Origin of the sequence: Alteromonas sp. V450 (assembly GCF_001885075.1) — a bacterium.
Lineage (GTDB): Bacteria > Pseudomonadota > Gammaproteobacteria > Enterobacterales > Alteromonadaceae > Alteromonas.
Genome location: NZ_MODU01000004.1, coordinates 3,724,050 through 3,741,206 on the forward strand (window position 1 = coordinate 3,724,050; position 17,157 = coordinate 3,741,206).

At 44.9% G+C, this 17,157-nt stretch carries 10 protein-coding genes; 6 read left to right on the forward strand and 4 right to left on the reverse strand.

Annotation, left to right across the window (positions count from 1 at the left end):
• The first annotated feature begins 12 nt into the window (after positions 1-12).
• From BK026_RS16375 to BK026_RS16385, 3 genes are all read left to right on the forward strand, one after another.
• The gene (locus tag BK026_RS16375; protein ID WP_071816794.1) at positions 13-1,152 is read left to right on the forward strand and encodes an efflux RND transporter periplasmic adaptor subunit; all 1,140 of its coding nucleotides are present in this window, start codon (positions 13-15) and stop codon (positions 1,150-1,152) included.
• Positions 1,152-4,289 (forward strand): efflux RND transporter permease subunit, encoded by a 3,138-nt coding sequence (locus tag BK026_RS16380; RefSeq protein ID WP_071816795.1) that lies wholly within the window; start codon positions 1,152-1,154, stop codon positions 4,287-4,289. The genes BK026_RS16375 and BK026_RS16380 overlap by 1 nt, the downstream gene beginning before the upstream one ends.
• Before the next feature lie 218 nt (positions 4,290-4,507).
• Positions 4,508-5,197 carry a DUF2982 domain-containing protein gene (locus BK026_RS16385; RefSeq protein ID WP_071816796.1) on the forward strand — a complete coding sequence of 230 codons (690 nt, stop codon included), beginning with the start codon at positions 4,508-4,510 and terminating at the stop codon, positions 5,195-5,197.
• Positions 5,198-5,224: 27 nt separating this feature from the next.
• Here the strand turns inward: BK026_RS16385 and BK026_RS16390 are convergent, their stop codons facing one another.
• Complete coding sequence (locus BK026_RS16390; protein WP_071816797.1) at positions 5,225-8,344, reverse strand: hybrid sensor histidine kinase/response regulator; 3,120 nt, start codon at positions 8,342-8,344, stop codon at positions 5,225-5,227.
• Positions 8,345-8,558: 214 nt separating this feature from the next.
• Between BK026_RS16390 and parC the strand changes: the two genes are divergently transcribed.
• The 3 genes from parC (at position 8,559) to BK026_RS16405 (ending at position 13,615) form a co-directional block, all read left to right on the forward strand.
• Positions 8,559-10,844, forward strand: a complete 2,286-nt coding sequence (gene parC, locus BK026_RS16395) for a DNA topoisomerase IV subunit A (protein WP_071816798.1) — start codon at positions 8,559-8,561, stop codon at positions 10,842-10,844.
• A 63-nt stretch (positions 10,845-10,907) separates the two neighbouring features.
• Complete coding sequence (locus BK026_RS16400) at positions 10,908-11,447, forward strand: heme NO-binding domain-containing protein (RefSeq protein WP_071816799.1); 540 nt, start codon at positions 10,908-10,910, stop codon at positions 11,445-11,447.
• 11 nt (positions 11,448-11,458) lie between these two features.
• Complete coding sequence (locus BK026_RS16405; protein WP_071816800.1) at positions 11,459-13,615, forward strand: bifunctional diguanylate cyclase/phosphodiesterase; 2,157 nt, start codon at positions 11,459-11,461, stop codon at positions 13,613-13,615.
• A 102-nt stretch (positions 13,616-13,717) separates the two neighbouring features.
• On the opposite strand, the gene BK026_RS16410 is transcribed toward BK026_RS16405, so the two are convergent.
• From BK026_RS16410 to astA, 3 genes are all read right to left on the reverse strand, one after another.
• Entirely contained in the window at positions 13,718-14,524 is an 807-nt protein-coding gene (locus BK026_RS16410; protein ID WP_071816801.1) for a DUF1338 domain-containing protein, read from the reverse strand.
• 99 nt (positions 14,525-14,623) lie between these two features.
• Complete coding sequence (gene astD / locus BK026_RS16415; protein WP_071816802.1) at positions 14,624-16,093, reverse strand: succinylglutamate-semialdehyde dehydrogenase; 1,470 nt, start codon at positions 16,091-16,093, stop codon at positions 14,624-14,626.
• Between the two features lie 15 nt (positions 16,094-16,108).
• Complete coding sequence (astA, locus tag BK026_RS16420) at positions 16,109-17,146, reverse strand: arginine N-succinyltransferase (RefSeq protein ID WP_071816803.1); 1,038 nt, start codon at positions 17,144-17,146, stop codon at positions 16,109-16,111.
• Positions 17,147-17,157: the final 11 nt, after the last annotated feature.

Below are 17,157 nucleotides of genomic sequence, written 5' to 3' on the forward strand. Positions count from 1 at the left end.
AAAGGATCTGATATGACCAGGCAAAGCAACGCTCCTCAAGAAGGCAAAACTTCGTTATTAATTGCCATTGTTGGTTTTGTCGCCGTACTTGTTGTTCTGCTTATTACGGCGGGGTTAGGAAATGCTACACAATCACCAGAAGCTCGGCTCCCGGTTAATGTATCGACGAGTGTCATTGCTCTACAGAAAGGTTTCAAAACGCCAATTAGCATTTATGGCTTAATTGAATCGCCTAAAACAACGTCATTGTCTTTTGATATTGCCGGTCGTGTGAACGAAATCTTCGTTGAAGAAGGTGAGCGGGTGAACGAAGGACAAATACTAGCGCATCTTGATATCGAGCGTCTTCGAGCCAAAAAGCAAGAATTAGAAGCGAGTTTGTCGAGAGCTGACGCTGATTTGGCGTTGGCAAAAGTAAATAGCGAACGCACGATATCACTTGTGCAAAGAAAGCTGGAATCCTCTCAACGGCTTGATGAAACTGAAGCGGCGTTAAACATAGCGAAAGCGCAGCGAAGCCAAATTCAAGCATCACTTCATTCTATGGATGTTGAGATATCGAAGGCTACCTTAAAAGCACCTTTTGACGGTGTTGTTACACGACGTTTTGTCGATGAGGGCAGTGTTACTAACTCGGGTGTACCTGTATTGGGTGTTACCGGCGTGGACGCATTTCACGCACGGTTTGCGGTACCCGCTGACGTTATAGAACAATTTTCAATGGGACAGGTCGTTGACGTCCAAGTGGGCCAGCGTCGAATTCAAGGCACAGTCACGCAAAGGTTGCCAATCAGGAATGTCCAGACACGTACCATAGACATACTTGTTACGTTAAAAAATAACGAAGGCGTTAGACCCGGCGATATGGGTTTACTTACAGGCGAACGCGTTCACAATGAAGCTGGAGCCTGGCTGCCAGTAAATGCGCTGAGTAATGGTCTGCGTGGGCTGTGGCGCGTTTTTGTCATTGCAAATAATCAGCAGCCGAAGCTCGAGGCACGCGTTGTCGAAGTGATTTACACAGATGGTAAAGATGCGTTTGTTCGCGGCGCAATAAAAAATGGAGAAACCTTTGTTAACGAAGGGACGCACAAGCTAGCGCCAGGGCAAGTGGTTTCGCTTTCCTCTCAAAGAGAAAGCGGAGCAATGTAATGAAGCCTTTTAACGTTAATACTGATAAATCATACCCCTGGTACACGTTGTTTTACCGACGAGGTCATTTACTGATATTAAGTATTTTAATTTTAATAACAGCTGGCTTGTCGGCGCTAGGCGCTTTACCACGTATAGAAGATCCCCGAATTGATACCCGCAACGCAATGATTATCACGCCTTATCCCGGTGCTTCAGCAGAGCGAGTTGAGGCGTTGGTGAGCGACGTAATAGAAGATAGACTGCGGGAGATTTTTGAAATAAAAGAGGTGAAATCTACTTCGCGAGCAGGCATTTCTGTCATTCTTATCGAAACACAAGATTGGGTTGATAATACCAGCAACGAAGAGTTGTTCAGTGAAATCCGCGATGCAATAGGCGCTGCCTCTGCGTCATTCCCTCCGGGGGCAATGGCGCCTATTTTTGACGAAAAGCGTGGCGCAACAGCATTTACTTTACTTCTGTCACTTAGCGCTAATCACCCAGACACAACGCCCATAACGCTGACAGGTCGCTTAGCACAAGAGCTTACCGATAGACTGCGCAATGTAAGTGGAACGGAATTAGTAAGGAATTATGGTGCGCCAAAAGAAGAAATAAGCGTCAATATAGACCCCACTAAACTTGCATCCACGGGGCTTACTCTTCAACAAGTAAGCGCTTTGATAAGAGAAGCCGATCCTAAATTGCCTGCAGGAACGCTTAATACACAACAAAGCAACCTACGCTTTACCGTAGGCGAGGGACTTGATGGCGTTAATATGATTGCCTCAATTCCTTTGGTGAACTCGCAAGGACGTTATTTGCGAGTAGAAGATATTGCAAGTGTGAAACGGAGCTACACAACGCCAAGAAGTGAAATTGGCTATGTAAATGGAGAAGAATCTATTTTTATCGCAGCGCGTATGCAACCCTCATTGCGGTCAGATGTCTGGACGAAGAACGCGCTCGATGTTGTAGCACAATTTAATCAGGATTTTAGTGGTTCTATCACAGCAACGGTGGTGTTTGAGCAAAACGAATATACGGCTTCGAGACTCTCTGATCTCTCCATTAACTTATTAATGGGGTGTGCGGTGGTCATGTTTGTCATATTGCTTTTCATGGGGTTCAGGGCAGCATGGATAGTGGGAATAGCCCTGCCTTTGTGTGCTGCGTTTGCATTGTTTTCGCTAAGTTTTTACAACGAGCAAATTCATCAGATGTCTATTTTTGGAATGATCATCGGGATAGGGTTGCTCATAGACAACGCAATTGTGATAACCGATGAAATACGAATTAATTTACAAGACCCAGACTTAACCCGCGTCGGTGCAATGGCAAAAAGCGTATCCCATTTATTTGCGCCTTTGCTGGCGTCTACGTTAACAACGATTCTGGGGTTTATGCCTATTTTTCTGCTTGATGGAAATATCGGAGATTTTGTTGGGCCTATCGCAATTAGTGTTGTAATGGCGCTTATCGGCTCATTGTTCATATCGTTAACTATTATTGCTGCATTAGCAGCCCGATTTTTACCTAAAAACGTAGGCGAAAAAGGCCAAGAAACGCCTAAATCTTGGTTTTTGGTAGGGCTTCAAGCCCCTCAGCTCACAGAGGTCTTTAAACGTCAATTAGGACGATGGATTAAACAACCTCTATTGGTCTTACCCGCTGTGACCATTTTATGTTTGTCCGGGTTCGCATTGTCGCAAACACTGGCTAATGTGTTCTTTCCAAGCGCCGACCGCGACCAGTTTGAAGTTTATTTGTGGGCCAAAGAGGGCAGTAGTATTGAAAATACTGCTGCTTACGTAAAGCGCGTTGACCAACATATTCGAGATGAGGAAGGCGTGAAACAGGTCACATGGCTCGTGGGTGGGTCAGCACCTTCTGTGTATTACAATCAAATAATGACGCGTGATAATACGCCCTACTTTGCTAACGCCGTTGTGACGACAACATCGGTCGACGATGCAGCGAAACTAGTTGGAGAATTGCAGCGTAGTTTGGATGAATTGTACCCGCAAATTCAGATAGTTGTGCGAGCTTTTGGGCAAGGTCCTCCGATAGCTGCGCCTATTGAAGTAGAAGTTTTTGGTCCCGACCTAAATGTACTGAATGACTTAGGTGATCAGGTGCGTATGCTGATGTCTGAGGTAAATGGCATTTCACAGGCCACTGCCAGTATTTCTATGGGGGAGCCTGAGCTAAAGATTAATGCCGATAGCGATAATTTATCGTATTTAGGGCTGACGCTGTCAGAACTAGCAAATCAGATGCAGAGCAATTTTTCAGGCGTTACAGGTGGCTCGGTTTTAGAAAGCACAGAAGAGATCCCTGTAAGAGTAAGACTTGACAGTCAGTATAGACAAAACACCTATGGGGTAGACGCAATGCCGATACCCGTAGCAGGAGACAACGCAATTTCATGGTCGTCATTAGCCGCAGTGGCGACGTTAAAATTGCAGCCTGCAATTAGCAGCATTACGCGGGTAAATGGTGAAAGACTTAATCGAATTCAGGCTTTCCTTTTGCCAGGAGTGCCGGCGATAGACGCGAATATAGCCTTACGAGAGTTATTAGAAAGTAGACTTTTATTGCCTCAAGGGTACCGCATTCATTTGGCAGGTGATGCAGATGAGCAACAGCAAGCGCTAGGAAAGTTAGGTACCTATGCTCCCGTGTTATTAGTATTGATGCTAACGACGCTTATTTTAACTTTTACTAGTTTGCGTATGGCCGGTGTTATCGCAATGGTAGCGGTCTTATCAGTTGGTTTGGGAATGCTCAGTTTGTGGATCTCTGGTTTACCAGTAGGCTTTAACCCACTACTAGGCTGTGCAGGTCTTATTGGTGTGGCTATTAATGGGTCAATTGTTGTAATAGCTGCCATTAACGCAAACCCTGAGGCTAAACAAGGTAATACAAAAGCCATTGTTGATGAAACGATGAGCTGTAGCCGCCATATATTATCCACCACGTTCACAACGGTCGGTGGGTTAATACCTTTGTTACTCTTCAGTGAAGGAAGCTTCTGGCCACCACTTGCCGTTGTTCTTGCCGGTGGCGTGGGCTTCTCTGTTATATTATCTTTAGTTTTTACACCGACAATAGTGGCGGCGTTTCAGCGCTATCGATATAAAACTGCATCGTAGTTTCAAGCAGCGCAAATTCGCATTACACCAATAGAGTCAGGTGTTTTAAAAGGAAGGTATTGCGCTGTAAACTATCTTATATAATAAACCGTATAAAAGAGTAGCAAATATGCGAAGTAAACATCCGTTACTGCGATGGTGGAATACGGAGTGCGAGAGGTGTAGGCGTATACGACTTTACATCGTGTGGGCAATTATCATGGTACTGGTTTATTTTTATGTCTGGTTCTGAAGTAGAGCAAATTTTTATTCGAGCCTCCTCGAAAAGCAACGGTATAACGAGTGTTGTATTTGGCGTTATCGGTCTTTGTATTTCTGTGCTTTGGTTGGCGTTTCTTCCCGATTGGTTGTTCTTAGCAGGAATTTTCCTTACCAGCGCCGCATTGGTTTGCTTGCTTATCGGTTATTTTAAAATTCGAGAGCCGGAATATAGCTTAGAGATAGCAAAAGACTTCATCACCTATCGCCATAGGCTGGGAAGTTGGCGCATTCATTGGGATAATTTGCAGCGAGCAGATTGTCCGCGTGTACGTCATGGTATGGAGCATATTCCCCTGGAAACAATAGGCTTTAAAATTAAAAGTTATACCGACTTTTTAAATACCATATCGCCCCGTTTGGCCACGCATCTTCTCATGGAGCAGCGTCCACTTTTAATGCAAAATATCGGCGAAAATTGTGCTTCAGGAAGTTGTTACGAGCAGTCTATGTTCGACGACAAACCGTTTGTTATGGATGATGGAACTGTCATAAAAGGCGTGAAAGCGATGCTTGCACACAGAATGGTAGAGTTGCGTAATCGTCTAGGCTTAGACATTTTTATATCAAGTTCTGAGCTAGACCGAGACGCAACCGAATTTGCTGCACTTATTTCTCAATGCCAACAGGCAAGGCAACGTACCATCTAAACAGCGCCATAGCTGAAGTTAACGATGCTAAAAAGAGGGCGTGTTCTCATCGAGCACACGGTTAGCCTCGCACAGCAGTGCAGGTAAATGTTCAGCCACCAGATTGTGTTGCCCCAGTTTGAGCGCACTTTCTGTTTCATTGGCCAAGTGTTGCAAGCATGGCAGGCCAGTATAACAACACGCGCCATGTAGTTTATGCACTTCACTTTTTAAGCGAACAAAGTCTTTCTTCTCCCAGAGCTCTGCTAACGTATTTATAACCTCAGGCAGCAAGGCTAAAAAACTGTCGAACAGTTCTTGCGCGGTTTCTTCGTTCTGGTTAGCCCTTTTTAGTGCAAGTTGCCAATCGACAGAGGGAAATTCTATTTCGCTTGGTTCAATGTCGTGACACCAAGATTTAATGAGATCGATAAGAAGCTCTATTTCAATAGGCTTAGGCAAGTAATCGTCCATGCCTGAAGCGAGCAGTCGCTCTTGTTCCTCTTTAAATGCGTGTGCCGTTACTGCAACAATAGGCGTTCCCATATTCAGTGCCGATTTTCTTATTTCGCGTGTCGCCTGTAATCCGTCCATTCCTGGCATTTGAACATCCATTAGGATCAGGTCGAATTCTTCGGTTTGGCACTGGTTAACCGCGTCTTGCCCACTGAGCGTCGTTATTAGCTCGATAGGCGAATGGTCAAGCCAAGTGTGTAAAAGCTTGAGGTTCATCTCCATATCATCTACTGCAAGAACTTTGGCCCTTGGAAGGTTATCAATCTTCTCGTGCATGGGGTTTCGCACAGGAGCGCTTTGATGATGGACCAAACTATCGAGTTTTGTCAGTGTCATGGGCATTCGTACTTGCGCATCAAAATGCTGGGTAAGACGCGGGTACTGTGTAAATGGCTCAGGGCCCGAATACCAAAGGATCCTCTTATCTGCTGAGAAGTGCACAAAACGGCGTAAGAATGCGTCTCTAAACGATATTTTTGTAACTGGTACGGTGGCCATAAAGAAATCGTATTGGCCCTGTAATGTGGAGAGGTAATCGATTGATTCAACAGAGGTTACGTTTGCACCTAGTGCTACAAGGATACCGGCACTAGCTCTTCGGGTAACGGGAACAGGATCAAATAGAACGACAGATTTGTTTTGCCATTTCTCATCCGTACTCAGTGAGTATTTCTGGCTTAGCTGGTTCATGCGTAATGTAACAGTAAACGTGGAGCCTTGTCCCAGAGTACTTTTTAAGTGAAGGTCGCCGTTCATGAGTCTTACCAATTCTCGGCTGATAACCAGTCCTAGCCCTGTTCCTTGGTAGCTTCTATTAAGCGCATCTTCTACTTGCGAGAAAGCATTAAAAAGCTTTTTACGGTCTTGTCGACTGATACCTATACCCGTGTCTTCAACGGTAATCATCAGCTCATAAATCCCGTGCTGCAAAGCACGCCCTTCCACTGCGAACGTGATAGTGCCACTTGATGTGAACTTAAGTGCATTACTTAACAGGTTATTGAGCACCTGCTTGATGCGAAATACGTCACCAATAAGTTTCTCGGGAAGCGGTTTCAAATCAAAGACAAACTCGATGCGCTTACTATGGGATGATTTTGCCATTAGGGTGACCATTTCTTCCAAGAGCTTATTTGGAGAGAAAGGCTGGTTATTAATACGTAACTTACCCGCTTCAATTTTTGAAAAATCTAATACGTCATTTACGATGGTAAGCAGGTTGTCGGCTGCTGTATTTACTATCCGAACCTGCTCTAGCTGATCGGTGGGTAAAGGTGCGTTGTTTAACTCTTTGCTGAATCCTAAGATCGCATTTAATGGCGTTCGAATTTCGTGGCTCATGTTTGCTAAAAATTGAGACTTAACTGCACTCGCTTTTAGTGCGTCTTTTCTAGCAATATCAAGACGAGCATTTTGTTCTTCGATTAGCTCCATATTATTGCGTAGGTCGTCCGTTGCTTGTTCAACCTCTCTTTCCAACTGGCCCCTGCTTTTTTCCATTAATGCAAATGAAAACAAGCCAGCCTCAATGAATACACCCACTTGAAAGCAATAGGTTGTAAAGTCATTTGATGGGAGGATGCCAATCAAGCTGAGCATGCCGACTACGGCTCCTAAGGCAAGCATGCCCCAAGCGAATATAAAATAGCGTGCTGGCTTGAACTGATTAACAAAAGCTTCAAATCCGGCGTAAATATAACTGAGAATAGCAACAAGACCTACGCCGTATACAAGATTGTTTTTCCAAATTGAAGGTAACACATTGATAAAACAAATCAGGCCAGTGGCAGCTTGGCAAATCAGCAGCAGTTTGATGATAGGGTGGGCTGTTGGCGAATTTTTCTTAGTATTTAGAAATGTAAGGGTAAAGATACCCGACGTTACACCTATAATGACAAAGATGAGTTCACTATGCGTGACTAACCACAGTGGTATTCCGCTTGTAAAGGCTAGGTGAGTATGGCCTCCCCAAACAAACTGCCACAGCACAACCGCAAGAATATAGCCAACATACGCTAAAAGACTGTTTTCACGAACGCCGAAATAAAGGGCGAGGTTGTAAACAGCAAGAATGAGTAGTCCACCATAAAAAAGTCCCCACACTAGGCTGTCTACCTGAAAAGCGCTGCTATGAGAGGGGGCAGATTGCACTTTAAGCGGCGCAATTAAGCTAGAAGAATGGCTCTCAATTCTTACATAAAGGTCGAAGGGTACACTATCTTGAAGATCCACATTGAATGTGGGTACTCTGAATCGTTGCTCTTTCTGGGCTTTGCCTTGATGACTTTGTGTTATGACTTTTCCATTTTGAACGAGGTAGAAGTCAACGCTGTCCAGCTGGCTAAAATTGATTGTAAAAACCCAATTGCTCTCACTCGATACATTGGCCACTGATGTGAGAAGCCATAAACCGTTCTCACGGAAACCAAAATTAGGATTTTCGTGAGGGTGCATGAGAAAGTCACTGCGCCTTCTAGCCACATCACCAATCGTTAGTTGATAGTCATTTTCGAGTAAGTAATAAAGTGAATCAGAGAGATCAAGCGTAACTTTTTCATCGTATAGCTGCTCAATGTGCTGGCTATTTGCGGTTAACGAGACGGCAAATGTTGAAATGCAGATGATGAAAATAAAAACTCGACTGATAAACATATATAAAGGTAATGATACTGTTTTTGACATTAAACCATTCTCGACATTGAATGACAAAAGATTACCTCTAAGCTGTATTGCACACTATTGTGCTTTCCCCCACAATAAGGATTAACGCAGAGTAACTTAAATTCAGCAGCGCAAAAGAATCGTGTTTTGATGCTGGCATTGAGTCACGCGCGCATTGGTATTAATAACAAAATGAAAAATTATCATGAGTGACGAGATCATCATTAACCGCGATGGGGTGGAGCAATTACCCCTTCGACGTTTCACCGAAGATGCTTATTTAAACTATTCCATGTACGTGATCATGGATAGGGCATTGCCGCATATAGCTGACGGACTAAAGCCGGTTCAGCGGCGAATCATCTATGCAATGTCAGACTTGGGGCTAAGTGCTAATGCCAAATATAAAAAGTCAGCGAGAACTGTTGGTGACGTACTAGGTAAGTTCCACCCGCATGGTGATTCAGCGTGCTACGAGGCAATGGTGCTGATGGCACAACCGTTTTCCTATCGATATCCTTTGGTAGACGGTCAGGGCAACTGGGGCGCGCCTGATGATCCTAAATCATTTGCTGCTATGCGTTACACCGAAGCGAAATTATCTCGCTTTGCAGAGGTGCTTTTAAATGAACTTGGCCAAGGCACCGTGGATTGGGTACCTAACTTCGACGGCACATTAGAAGAGCCAAGCGTATTACCAGCGCGTTTACCACACATTTTACTTAACGGCGTAACGGGGATTGCTGTAGGGATGGCTACTGACATTCCCCCCCATAATGTTCGCGAGTTAGCCAATGCATGCGCTTTACTACTCGACAACAGTAAAGCCGAACTGAGCGATGTATTAGCGCACGTGAACGGCCCGGATTACCCAACCGAGGCAGAGATTATTACGCCTAAAGCTGACATCCAAAAGTTATATGAAACTGGGCGAGGCTCAATAAAGATGCGTGCGGTATATCTCGAAGAGAATGGCGACGTGGTTATTACAGCGTTACCACATCAAGCATCAGGTGCCAAAATCCTTGAACAAATTGCCTCTCAAATGCAGGCGAAAAAGCTACCAATGGTCAGCGATCTGCGCGACGAATCAGATCACGAAAACCCCACGCGGTTAGTCATAACCCCTCGCTCTAATCGTGTTGATGTTGCTCAATTAATGCAGCACTTATTTGCTACAACAGATCTAGAGAAAAACTATCGTGTAAACCTAAACATGATTGGTTTGGATGGGCGCCCACAGGTCAAAGACTTACGTACTATTCTAGCTGAATGGCTGCAATACAGAAAAGATACGGTTACACGTCGATTGCAGTATCGTTTAGACAAAGTGTTGGCGCGTCTACACATCTTAGAAGGCTTGCTTATCGCCTTTTTAAACATAGATGAAGTGATAGAAATTATTCGCACGTATGATAAGCCCAAGCCAGAATTGATGGCGCGATTTGGCCTTACTGATATACAGGCTGAGGCGATCTTAGAACTCAAGCTCCGCCATTTAGCAAAGCTAGAAGAAATGAAGATAAAAGGCGAGCAAGATGAACTCGCTGAAGAACGTGACAAGCTTCAACAGCTATTGGGTTCTGATAGACGCCTTAAAACACTAATTAAAAAAGAAATTTTGGCAGATGCAGAGAAGTATGGAGATGATCGACGCTCTCCGATCGTTGAGCGTGGTGAGGCAAAAGCGCTGTCAGAGAAGGAATTAGTGCCTGCTGAGTCAGTCACCGTTGTACTGTCTGAAAAAGGCTGGGCACGCTGTGCCAAAGGCCATGATATTGATGCCGAAGGGTTGAGCTATAAAGCAGGAGATGGGTATTTATCGAGTGCAGAAGGTAAAAGCAACCTGCCGGCCGTTTTCATGGACTCATCGGGGCGTACATTTTCCTGTGATGCACATGCATTACCTTCCGCTAGAAGTCAGGGGGAGCCACTAACCGGCCGGTTCAGCTTGGTGGGAGGTGAGTCTTTTGAGCATGTGATCATGGCGCAAGAAGAGAGCAAATTCTTGGTAGGCTCAGATGCTGGTTATGGTTTCGTCGGTACCTTCAAAGACATGGTCAGTAAAAATAAAGCCGGCAAAGCGTATCTATCTCTACCAAGGGCTGCGAAAGTGCTCAAGCCTACTCAAGTAGCGAACCCAGACTCAGACTGGTGCTTAAGTATTTCTAACGAGGGCCGTATGTTGATGTTTCCGTTACGCGACTTGCCAAGTCTTGGTAAAGGTAAGGGGAATAAACTGATAAACATTCCATCGGCAAAAGCCCAGTCTCGAGAAGAGTATGTAAAAGTCCTCACGGTTGTTCCCGATGGAGCATCAATCAAGGTCTCTGCGGGTAAACGCAGCATGACATTGAGTGCTGATGATTTAACACATTACCAAGGTGAAAGAGGACGTCGCGGCAACAAACTACCTAGAGGGTTACAGCGCGTTGATAGCGTGGAGCTAGTGATGTCTGATAACCAGAATGAGGCAGAAAATTCGGCATAAAGTTTAAGTTGTTCTTAAGATTAGGTGAACTACACTGAGGTTAAGGGTAGAAGAGGATTTGACATGTTAGGCATTGTTTTTACATCGTTGATAGATATGCTTGAAGAGAAGGTGTCTCCTGAGTTTGCCGATGACGTCATTATGGAGGCTCAGTTGGAAAATGACGGTGCCTACACTGCCGTTGGGTATTACCCGTTTGAAGAGATGCAGCGTTTGGTGAACGTGCTGGTAGAAAAAACAGGTAAATCAGCAAACACCTTGCTTTACGACTTCGGTTATTACTTGTTTGGCAAACTTGGTTCTGTTCACGGCGATGTACTTGCAAACACAAATAGTATGTTTGACATGCTTGAACATCTCGATGGAGATATTCACGTTCAAGTCAAAAAACTCTACCCTGACGCAGATTTGCCTCGGTTTAAGGTGCTGTCTAAAACCGATAAATGTATGCGGCTGCAATACTATTCTGAAAGAGAGCTCTATGCGCTAGCAGAGGGACTTATGGACGCTGCGGCCGAATACTACGACTGCAAACTCGAGCGTGAAACCCATCAACTGGACACGCCTTATACCTATGAATTCAGTATTTCTTTGGTAAATTAGCGCTGAGCACGATGGCAGAGCAGTTGAGCGAACATAGTAAAAAAATCGCAATACTAGAAAGGCGTTTAAAGCGAGAGCGAAATGCGCGTGAAAGCGCTGAAAAGCTGCTTACTGAGAAATCAGCTAGTTTGTATGCGCAACTCAAAACTACGCAAAGCGCACAAAAAGATCTTGAGCTTGCTCTGTGGGCGTCTCAAGAGTCGTTTTGGAACTGGCACGCCAATACCGATATTATTGAAATCCGTTCGTTTTCACTCCATTCTGAGAGTGTTTCAACTTGGAAAAGTACTATTATTAAGTTGATGGAGCGTGTTCATGAGGATGACCTTGACGGACTTCAGTTTCACTGGAGCATGGCACTTCATGGTAACCGCGATCGTATTGAATTTTCGTTTCGTATAAAACTCGATGATGGCTACCAATGGATACGCCTTAGAGGTCGGGTGTTAACGCGTGGTAAAGCTGGAGAAGCACTCAATATCGTTGGTACAACCAAAGATATCACTCGACAGCGCAAAGCTGAGCAGTCTTTTCACCTAATGGCATCAGCGTTTGCCAGTTCCCGTGAACCCATGTTAGTACTTTCCCCCGACTTCGAAATTACAGAGTGCAACGATGCGTTTCTAACGCTCATCGAGTGCAGAATTAAAGAGCAATGTATAGGGCGAGATTTTAACCATATTTTTGATGGCGAAGGCGTTGATAAAAAGCTGTTGTTGGAAAATAAGCAGCTACGCGTTGAGGACAAGGTTAAAACACAATCTGGCGATATTAAGTCTGTTGATATATCTGTCGCGCTGTTCGAAAGTCAGCATCAGACATCTACTTATTTAATCGCAACTATGCGTGACATCAGCGACAGAAAGCGCAGCGAAGCCAAGCTGCGTCAGCTAGCACTTCACGATAGCCTTACGGGTTTGTCAAACAGGAATGCACTGCGAGAAATAATCAGCAGCTATGTCAATGAAAATAAGCCATTTATAGTAGTGTTTGTTGATCTTGATGGATTTAAAGCAATTAACGATAACGCGGGGCATGAGCGCGGCGATATTGAACTTCAGCGCGCAGCTGCTTTACTAACCGGTATTTTTGGTTCCATAGGCAATGTTGGTCGATGGGGGGGCGATGAATTTATCGCGATTTTGCCAAACCAGAGCAGCGACGAGGTTTTAGATAAATCGGATAGACTTATTTCGTTGATAGAAGAAGACGCCGTTTATGTAAAAGGAAGTGAGTTGCGCCTTTCTGCAAGTATTGGCGTTGCAATATACCCCGAACATAGTAACGACATTGAGAGTGTCATTCAATGTGCTGATGCCGCTATGTACCGTGCAAAAGAGCTGGGGAAAGGCCAGACATATCTTTACGAGCCAGGCTTATATGAGAGTATGACGCAGCAAGTCAGCATGGTTAATGACTTGCGGCGGACCGTTGAAAACCATTTGCTTGACTTTTACATCCAAGGAAAATACGACCTTAACGGTGAATTGAAAGGGGGTGAAGTACTTTGTCGGTGGATTTCAGGCCTCCATGGCGTTGTTTCACCCGCGGTATTTATTCCCATTGCTGAAGAATACAAGCTCGATAGCACTATTGGACTGCAGGCCCTAGAGTCGGCCTGTGACTACATTTCAATAATGGAATCACATCAAGGTGAAGCTATCCCACTATCGGTCAATATCAGCGCAAACCAAATGCTCGACCCACACTTCCCAGAACAGGCACTCGCTATTTGTTTAAACAACCACGTGTCGCCCGAATACATTGAACTAGAACTTACTGAGTCTGTTTTCATACGCGATGAAAAAGCAGCGCTTAGAGCACTGACTGCATTAAGAGAGAGTGGCTTCAAGCTGTCGCTAGATGATTTCGGGAGCGGTTTTTCTTCACTGAGCTATCTGCGTAGTTTTCAATTTGAAGTAGTTAAGGTAGATAAAAGCTTGGTACAGGGGATCCACCAGGACAGCAAGGCAAATTCACTTTTCAATGGTTTAATCGCCATGTTACGAAGCCTCGAAATAGATATTGTTGTTGAAGGCGTAGAGTTTGAGTCTTACCTACCATTCATGGAGCAGGCAGATGTTCAATTGATGCAGGGTTTTTACTTCGACAAACCTATGCCTTATGACCAATTTATAGCTCGCCATACGAGTGAGCCCAATCGCTAGGTGATGACCTGTGAGGGCGGTTATAAGCCGCTTCATTCATTGTGCATTAAAAAGCCCGAGGTCAATACGCTCGGGCTCATTCTAAATGGAAGAAAATACTGATTATTTAACGTTGGTGCTTTCAAATATTTTGTCTGCCGAGGCAGCTACAAAACCTTGGTAGCGTTTACCATTTGGCATATTGTAGCGCTGCGCAAATTCATAAAAGCAACTAGGTATAGATACCGTTTCATCGGCGAATGCCACGTCTGCACGGTCTGCCATTGTTGCAGATTGCGCTAAAAATACATCTGCGCCACCTTTAATTTCACCACCTGATGTGTTTAACACAAAACCCGCTTCTTTTAGAAGTGCGTTAACGTCTTCAAGTTCATTGGTTCGGGTGAGGTGATTGACACTTACCGTAAAATGGTTCGCGCGAAACCCCCATGCAGCCATCCAAGCAGCGTACTCGGATTCGTTAAGCAAGGTGTCGTACTCTGCTTTAGTTACGTTCCAGTGCTTGCCTGAATAAAGGAAATTGTCGGCTTCGACAACTTCAGCCGGCATTTGCTCGACCATTTTTTTAATGATCGTTTGAGCCGTCGTCGACAACTCGTTTACACGTAATTCGCTTATAAATACCTTCGGCTTAGTGTCGTCTGGGTGTTCAAAGTGTTTGGCTGTAAGCTTCTTTGCCTCAAAGTCATAGTCACCCTTCTCTTCGTAGCCTAGTGCTAGAAAATGGGCAGCAAGTTTGTTGAGGCGAGTTTTATCAAGTGCGAACGTTCTGAATGCTACATGGTCATTGACGATATCGTTCGTGTTTTCTTCACCTGCTAATAACGCATGAATTTTGTGCGCAGAAGGTGTAATAGTCACGTAATCGTCCCACATGTTGCTGAACAACGTGTCTATGTTGCTGTGCATAATAGTAGGATCCTTTCTGTCGTCGACTCCCTGAAGGAGTTAGTTTTTGGTGGGCTATCGAAATGGCCAGTAGAACGAGTTCCACTGGCCATACACGTATTACATAATTAAGCCGGGACTCAACTTCCCAGGCATTGTGACTTTATCTAGCTCAACTGATGCTACAGGGTATGCACAATAGTCTGCTGCGTAGAATGCACTTGCACGATGGTTACCGCTATCACCAACGCCGCCAAATGGCGCTGCACTGCTAGCTCCCGTAATTGGACGGTTCCAGTTAACGATACCTGCACGGATACGCGCGAAGAAATAGCGATAGTCTTCTTCGTTGTCTCCTAACAATCCCGCAGACAAGCCGAAGCTAGTGTTGTTTGCTTCATCGATGGCCGCGTCAAAATCGGTATAGCGAATAACCTTGAGCAGTGGGCCAAAGTGTTCCTCATCGGGTAATGAAGACAGCATGTCGGTAACATCAATGATACCTGGTGTCGCGAACCCTTTATTCTTGTCTTTTTGCTCAAGACGGACCAGCACCTTACCACCAAGATTTTCAAGCTCTTGTTGCGCTTTAACCATAAGTGCTGCTGCGTTGCTAGAAATCATTGCACCCATAAATGGCTGGGCTTCAGCGTCATAATCTCCTACGCTGATATTTCTAGTGACTTCAATAAGTCGCGCAAGTATGGCGTCGCCTTTTTGGTCGTTAGGTAAAAACAAACGTCGCGCACAGGTGCAGCGTTGCCCTGAGGTAATAAACGCAGACTGCACAATGTCGTGAACAGCAGCATCTACGTCGGCAACATCTTTTACTATCAACGGGTTATTACCGCCCATTTCAAGTGCTAGGATCTTGCCAGGGTGTCCTGCAAATTGCTCATGCAAAATTTTGCCTGTCCGCGAGCTACCGGTAAAGAAAAGCCCATCGATGTCAGCATGTGATGCTAACGCTTTACCTGTTTCAACTTCGCCCTGAACAAGATTTAAAACACCTTTTGGTAGGCCTGCAGCTTCCCATAGTTTTACCATTTCTTGAGCAACCATTGGGGTTAAATCGCTGGGCTTGAAAACAACAGTGTTACCTGCGATAAGTGCCGGAACGATGTGTCCATTCGGTAAGTGACCAGGAAAATTATAAGGTCCAAATACTGCGACCACACCATGAGGCTTATGACGAATAAAGGCCTTACCAACTGGCATTGGGTTTTCAACGTTACCTGTACGTTCAAAATACGCCTTTTCCGAGATGCCAATTTTACCCATCATGGCGCCAACCTCTGTGGCTGTTTCCCATTCTGGCTTTCCGGTTTCTTTGGCCATTACCTTGGCAAGGTGTTCTTTTGTTTCTTCTAATTTAACGCCGTAAACCTTAATGATATCAAGGCGCTCTTCCACGCTTTTCATACTCCATGAGGTAAGCGCTTTGCGAGCTGCATCAACAGCAACATCAATTTGCGCGCCCGTCGCAGATTTACCTTCCCATATAATTTCATTCTTTGCAGGGTCAATTGACTTAAGAGCATGCCCCTGTCCGGCAACCCATTCACCGTTTATAAAATGTGTATGTAGCATAGTGGGTGTCCTTAATTAGTCTCTAAAAGTAACGGGTGAGAAGCGTACTTGCTCACCTTCTTTTACATTAAGTGCTGCTGCCGCTTGTCGCGACAACACGGCAACGTTTTGTTCTTCGCTTACCGTCATTTCCGTCGCTACTGCACGAAAATCTGAAATTGATGTGTTGATGATATAATGCGTCTGGCCTAGTGATGCAGCGCTGTCGTCAATTACTACAGGCAGTTTTAAGCTTGCTTGCGCGGTGCGAATGTGGCTCAAATTAGCTTCAACTGTCGGGCCAGCGTCAAAAATGTCTACATATCCGCGACATGAAAACCCTTCCTCTTCTAACAACTGCAAAGCAGGACGAGTTTTATCGTGTACTTCACCGATTACTGCCTGAGCTTCTTTACTCAATAAATTTACATAAATAGGGTATTTAGGCATCAGTTCGGCAATAAATACTTTATTACCAATTCCTGTTAAATAGTCCGCAGTTGGGAAGTCCATCGAGAAAAAGTGTGTTTCCAACCACTCCCAGAAAGGAGAACGCCCTTCTTCATCACTAACGCCACGCATTTCAGCTATAACCGTTTCAGAAAACCGCTCACGATGTTCCATCATGAAAAGAAAGCGCACTTTCGAGAGAAAGCGACCGTTGATGCCGCCCCGTGCTTGCTCACGAAGAAAAAGAGTGCAGATTTCAGTAACACCCGTGTAGTCGTTGCAAAAAGTCAAAATATCCACAGTATTGTGAATATTCAGTTCACGAGAGGCGTGAACCACCTTGCTAAGGTGATAATGGTAAAAAGCGTCGTCAATTCCGACCGCAGCTTCTATTCCTGTAGTCCCTACCACTGCGCCAGTAGTAGTGTCTTCCATAACAAATAAGTACGACTCATCGCCAGGTTCGGTAACATTCGTTTTGTTGAATGCAGCTTCAGCTCGATCAATTTTACGTTGCAGTAGCTCGTCATTGACGGGCAATGACGTGAAGCCAATGCCCGATTCGACTGCTATTTCTTTTAACGCACTATAATCGGCTTTTGTGATAGGGCGAATGATATTCATGTGAGGCTACT

Bases quoted from the DNA above. Each gene is read 5' to 3' on its own strand.
- BK026_RS16375 (WP_071816794.1), top strand. From the start codon at position 13: ATGACCAGGCAAAGCAACGCTCCTCAAGAAGGCAAAACTTCGTTATTA.
- BK026_RS16380 (WP_071816795.1), top strand. From the start codon at position 1,152: ATGAAGCCTTTTAACGTTAATACTGATAAATCATACCCCTGGTACACG.
- BK026_RS16385 (WP_071816796.1), top strand. From the start codon at position 4,508: ATGTCTGGTTCTGAAGTAGAGCAAATTTTTATTCGAGCCTCCTCGAAA.
- BK026_RS16390 (WP_071816797.1), bottom strand. From the start codon at position 8,344: ATGTTTATCAGTCGAGTTTTTATTTTCATCATCTGCATTTCAACATTT.
- parC (WP_071816798.1), top strand. From the start codon at position 8,559: ATGAGTGACGAGATCATCATTAACCGCGATGGGGTGGAGCAATTACCC.
- BK026_RS16400 (WP_071816799.1), top strand. From the start codon at position 10,908: ATGTTAGGCATTGTTTTTACATCGTTGATAGATATGCTTGAAGAGAAG.
- BK026_RS16405 (WP_071816800.1), top strand. From the start codon at position 11,459: ATGGCAGAGCAGTTGAGCGAACATAGTAAAAAAATCGCAATACTAGAA.
- BK026_RS16410 (WP_071816801.1), bottom strand. From the start codon at position 14,524: ATGCACAGCAACATAGACACGTTGTTCAGCAACATGTGGGACGATTAC.
- astD (WP_071816802.1), bottom strand. From the start codon at position 16,093: ATGCTACATACACATTTTATAAACGGTGAATGGGTTGCCGGACAGGGG.
- astA (WP_071816803.1), bottom strand. From the start codon at position 17,146: ATGAATATCATTCGCCCTATCACAAAAGCCGATTATAGTGCGTTAAAA.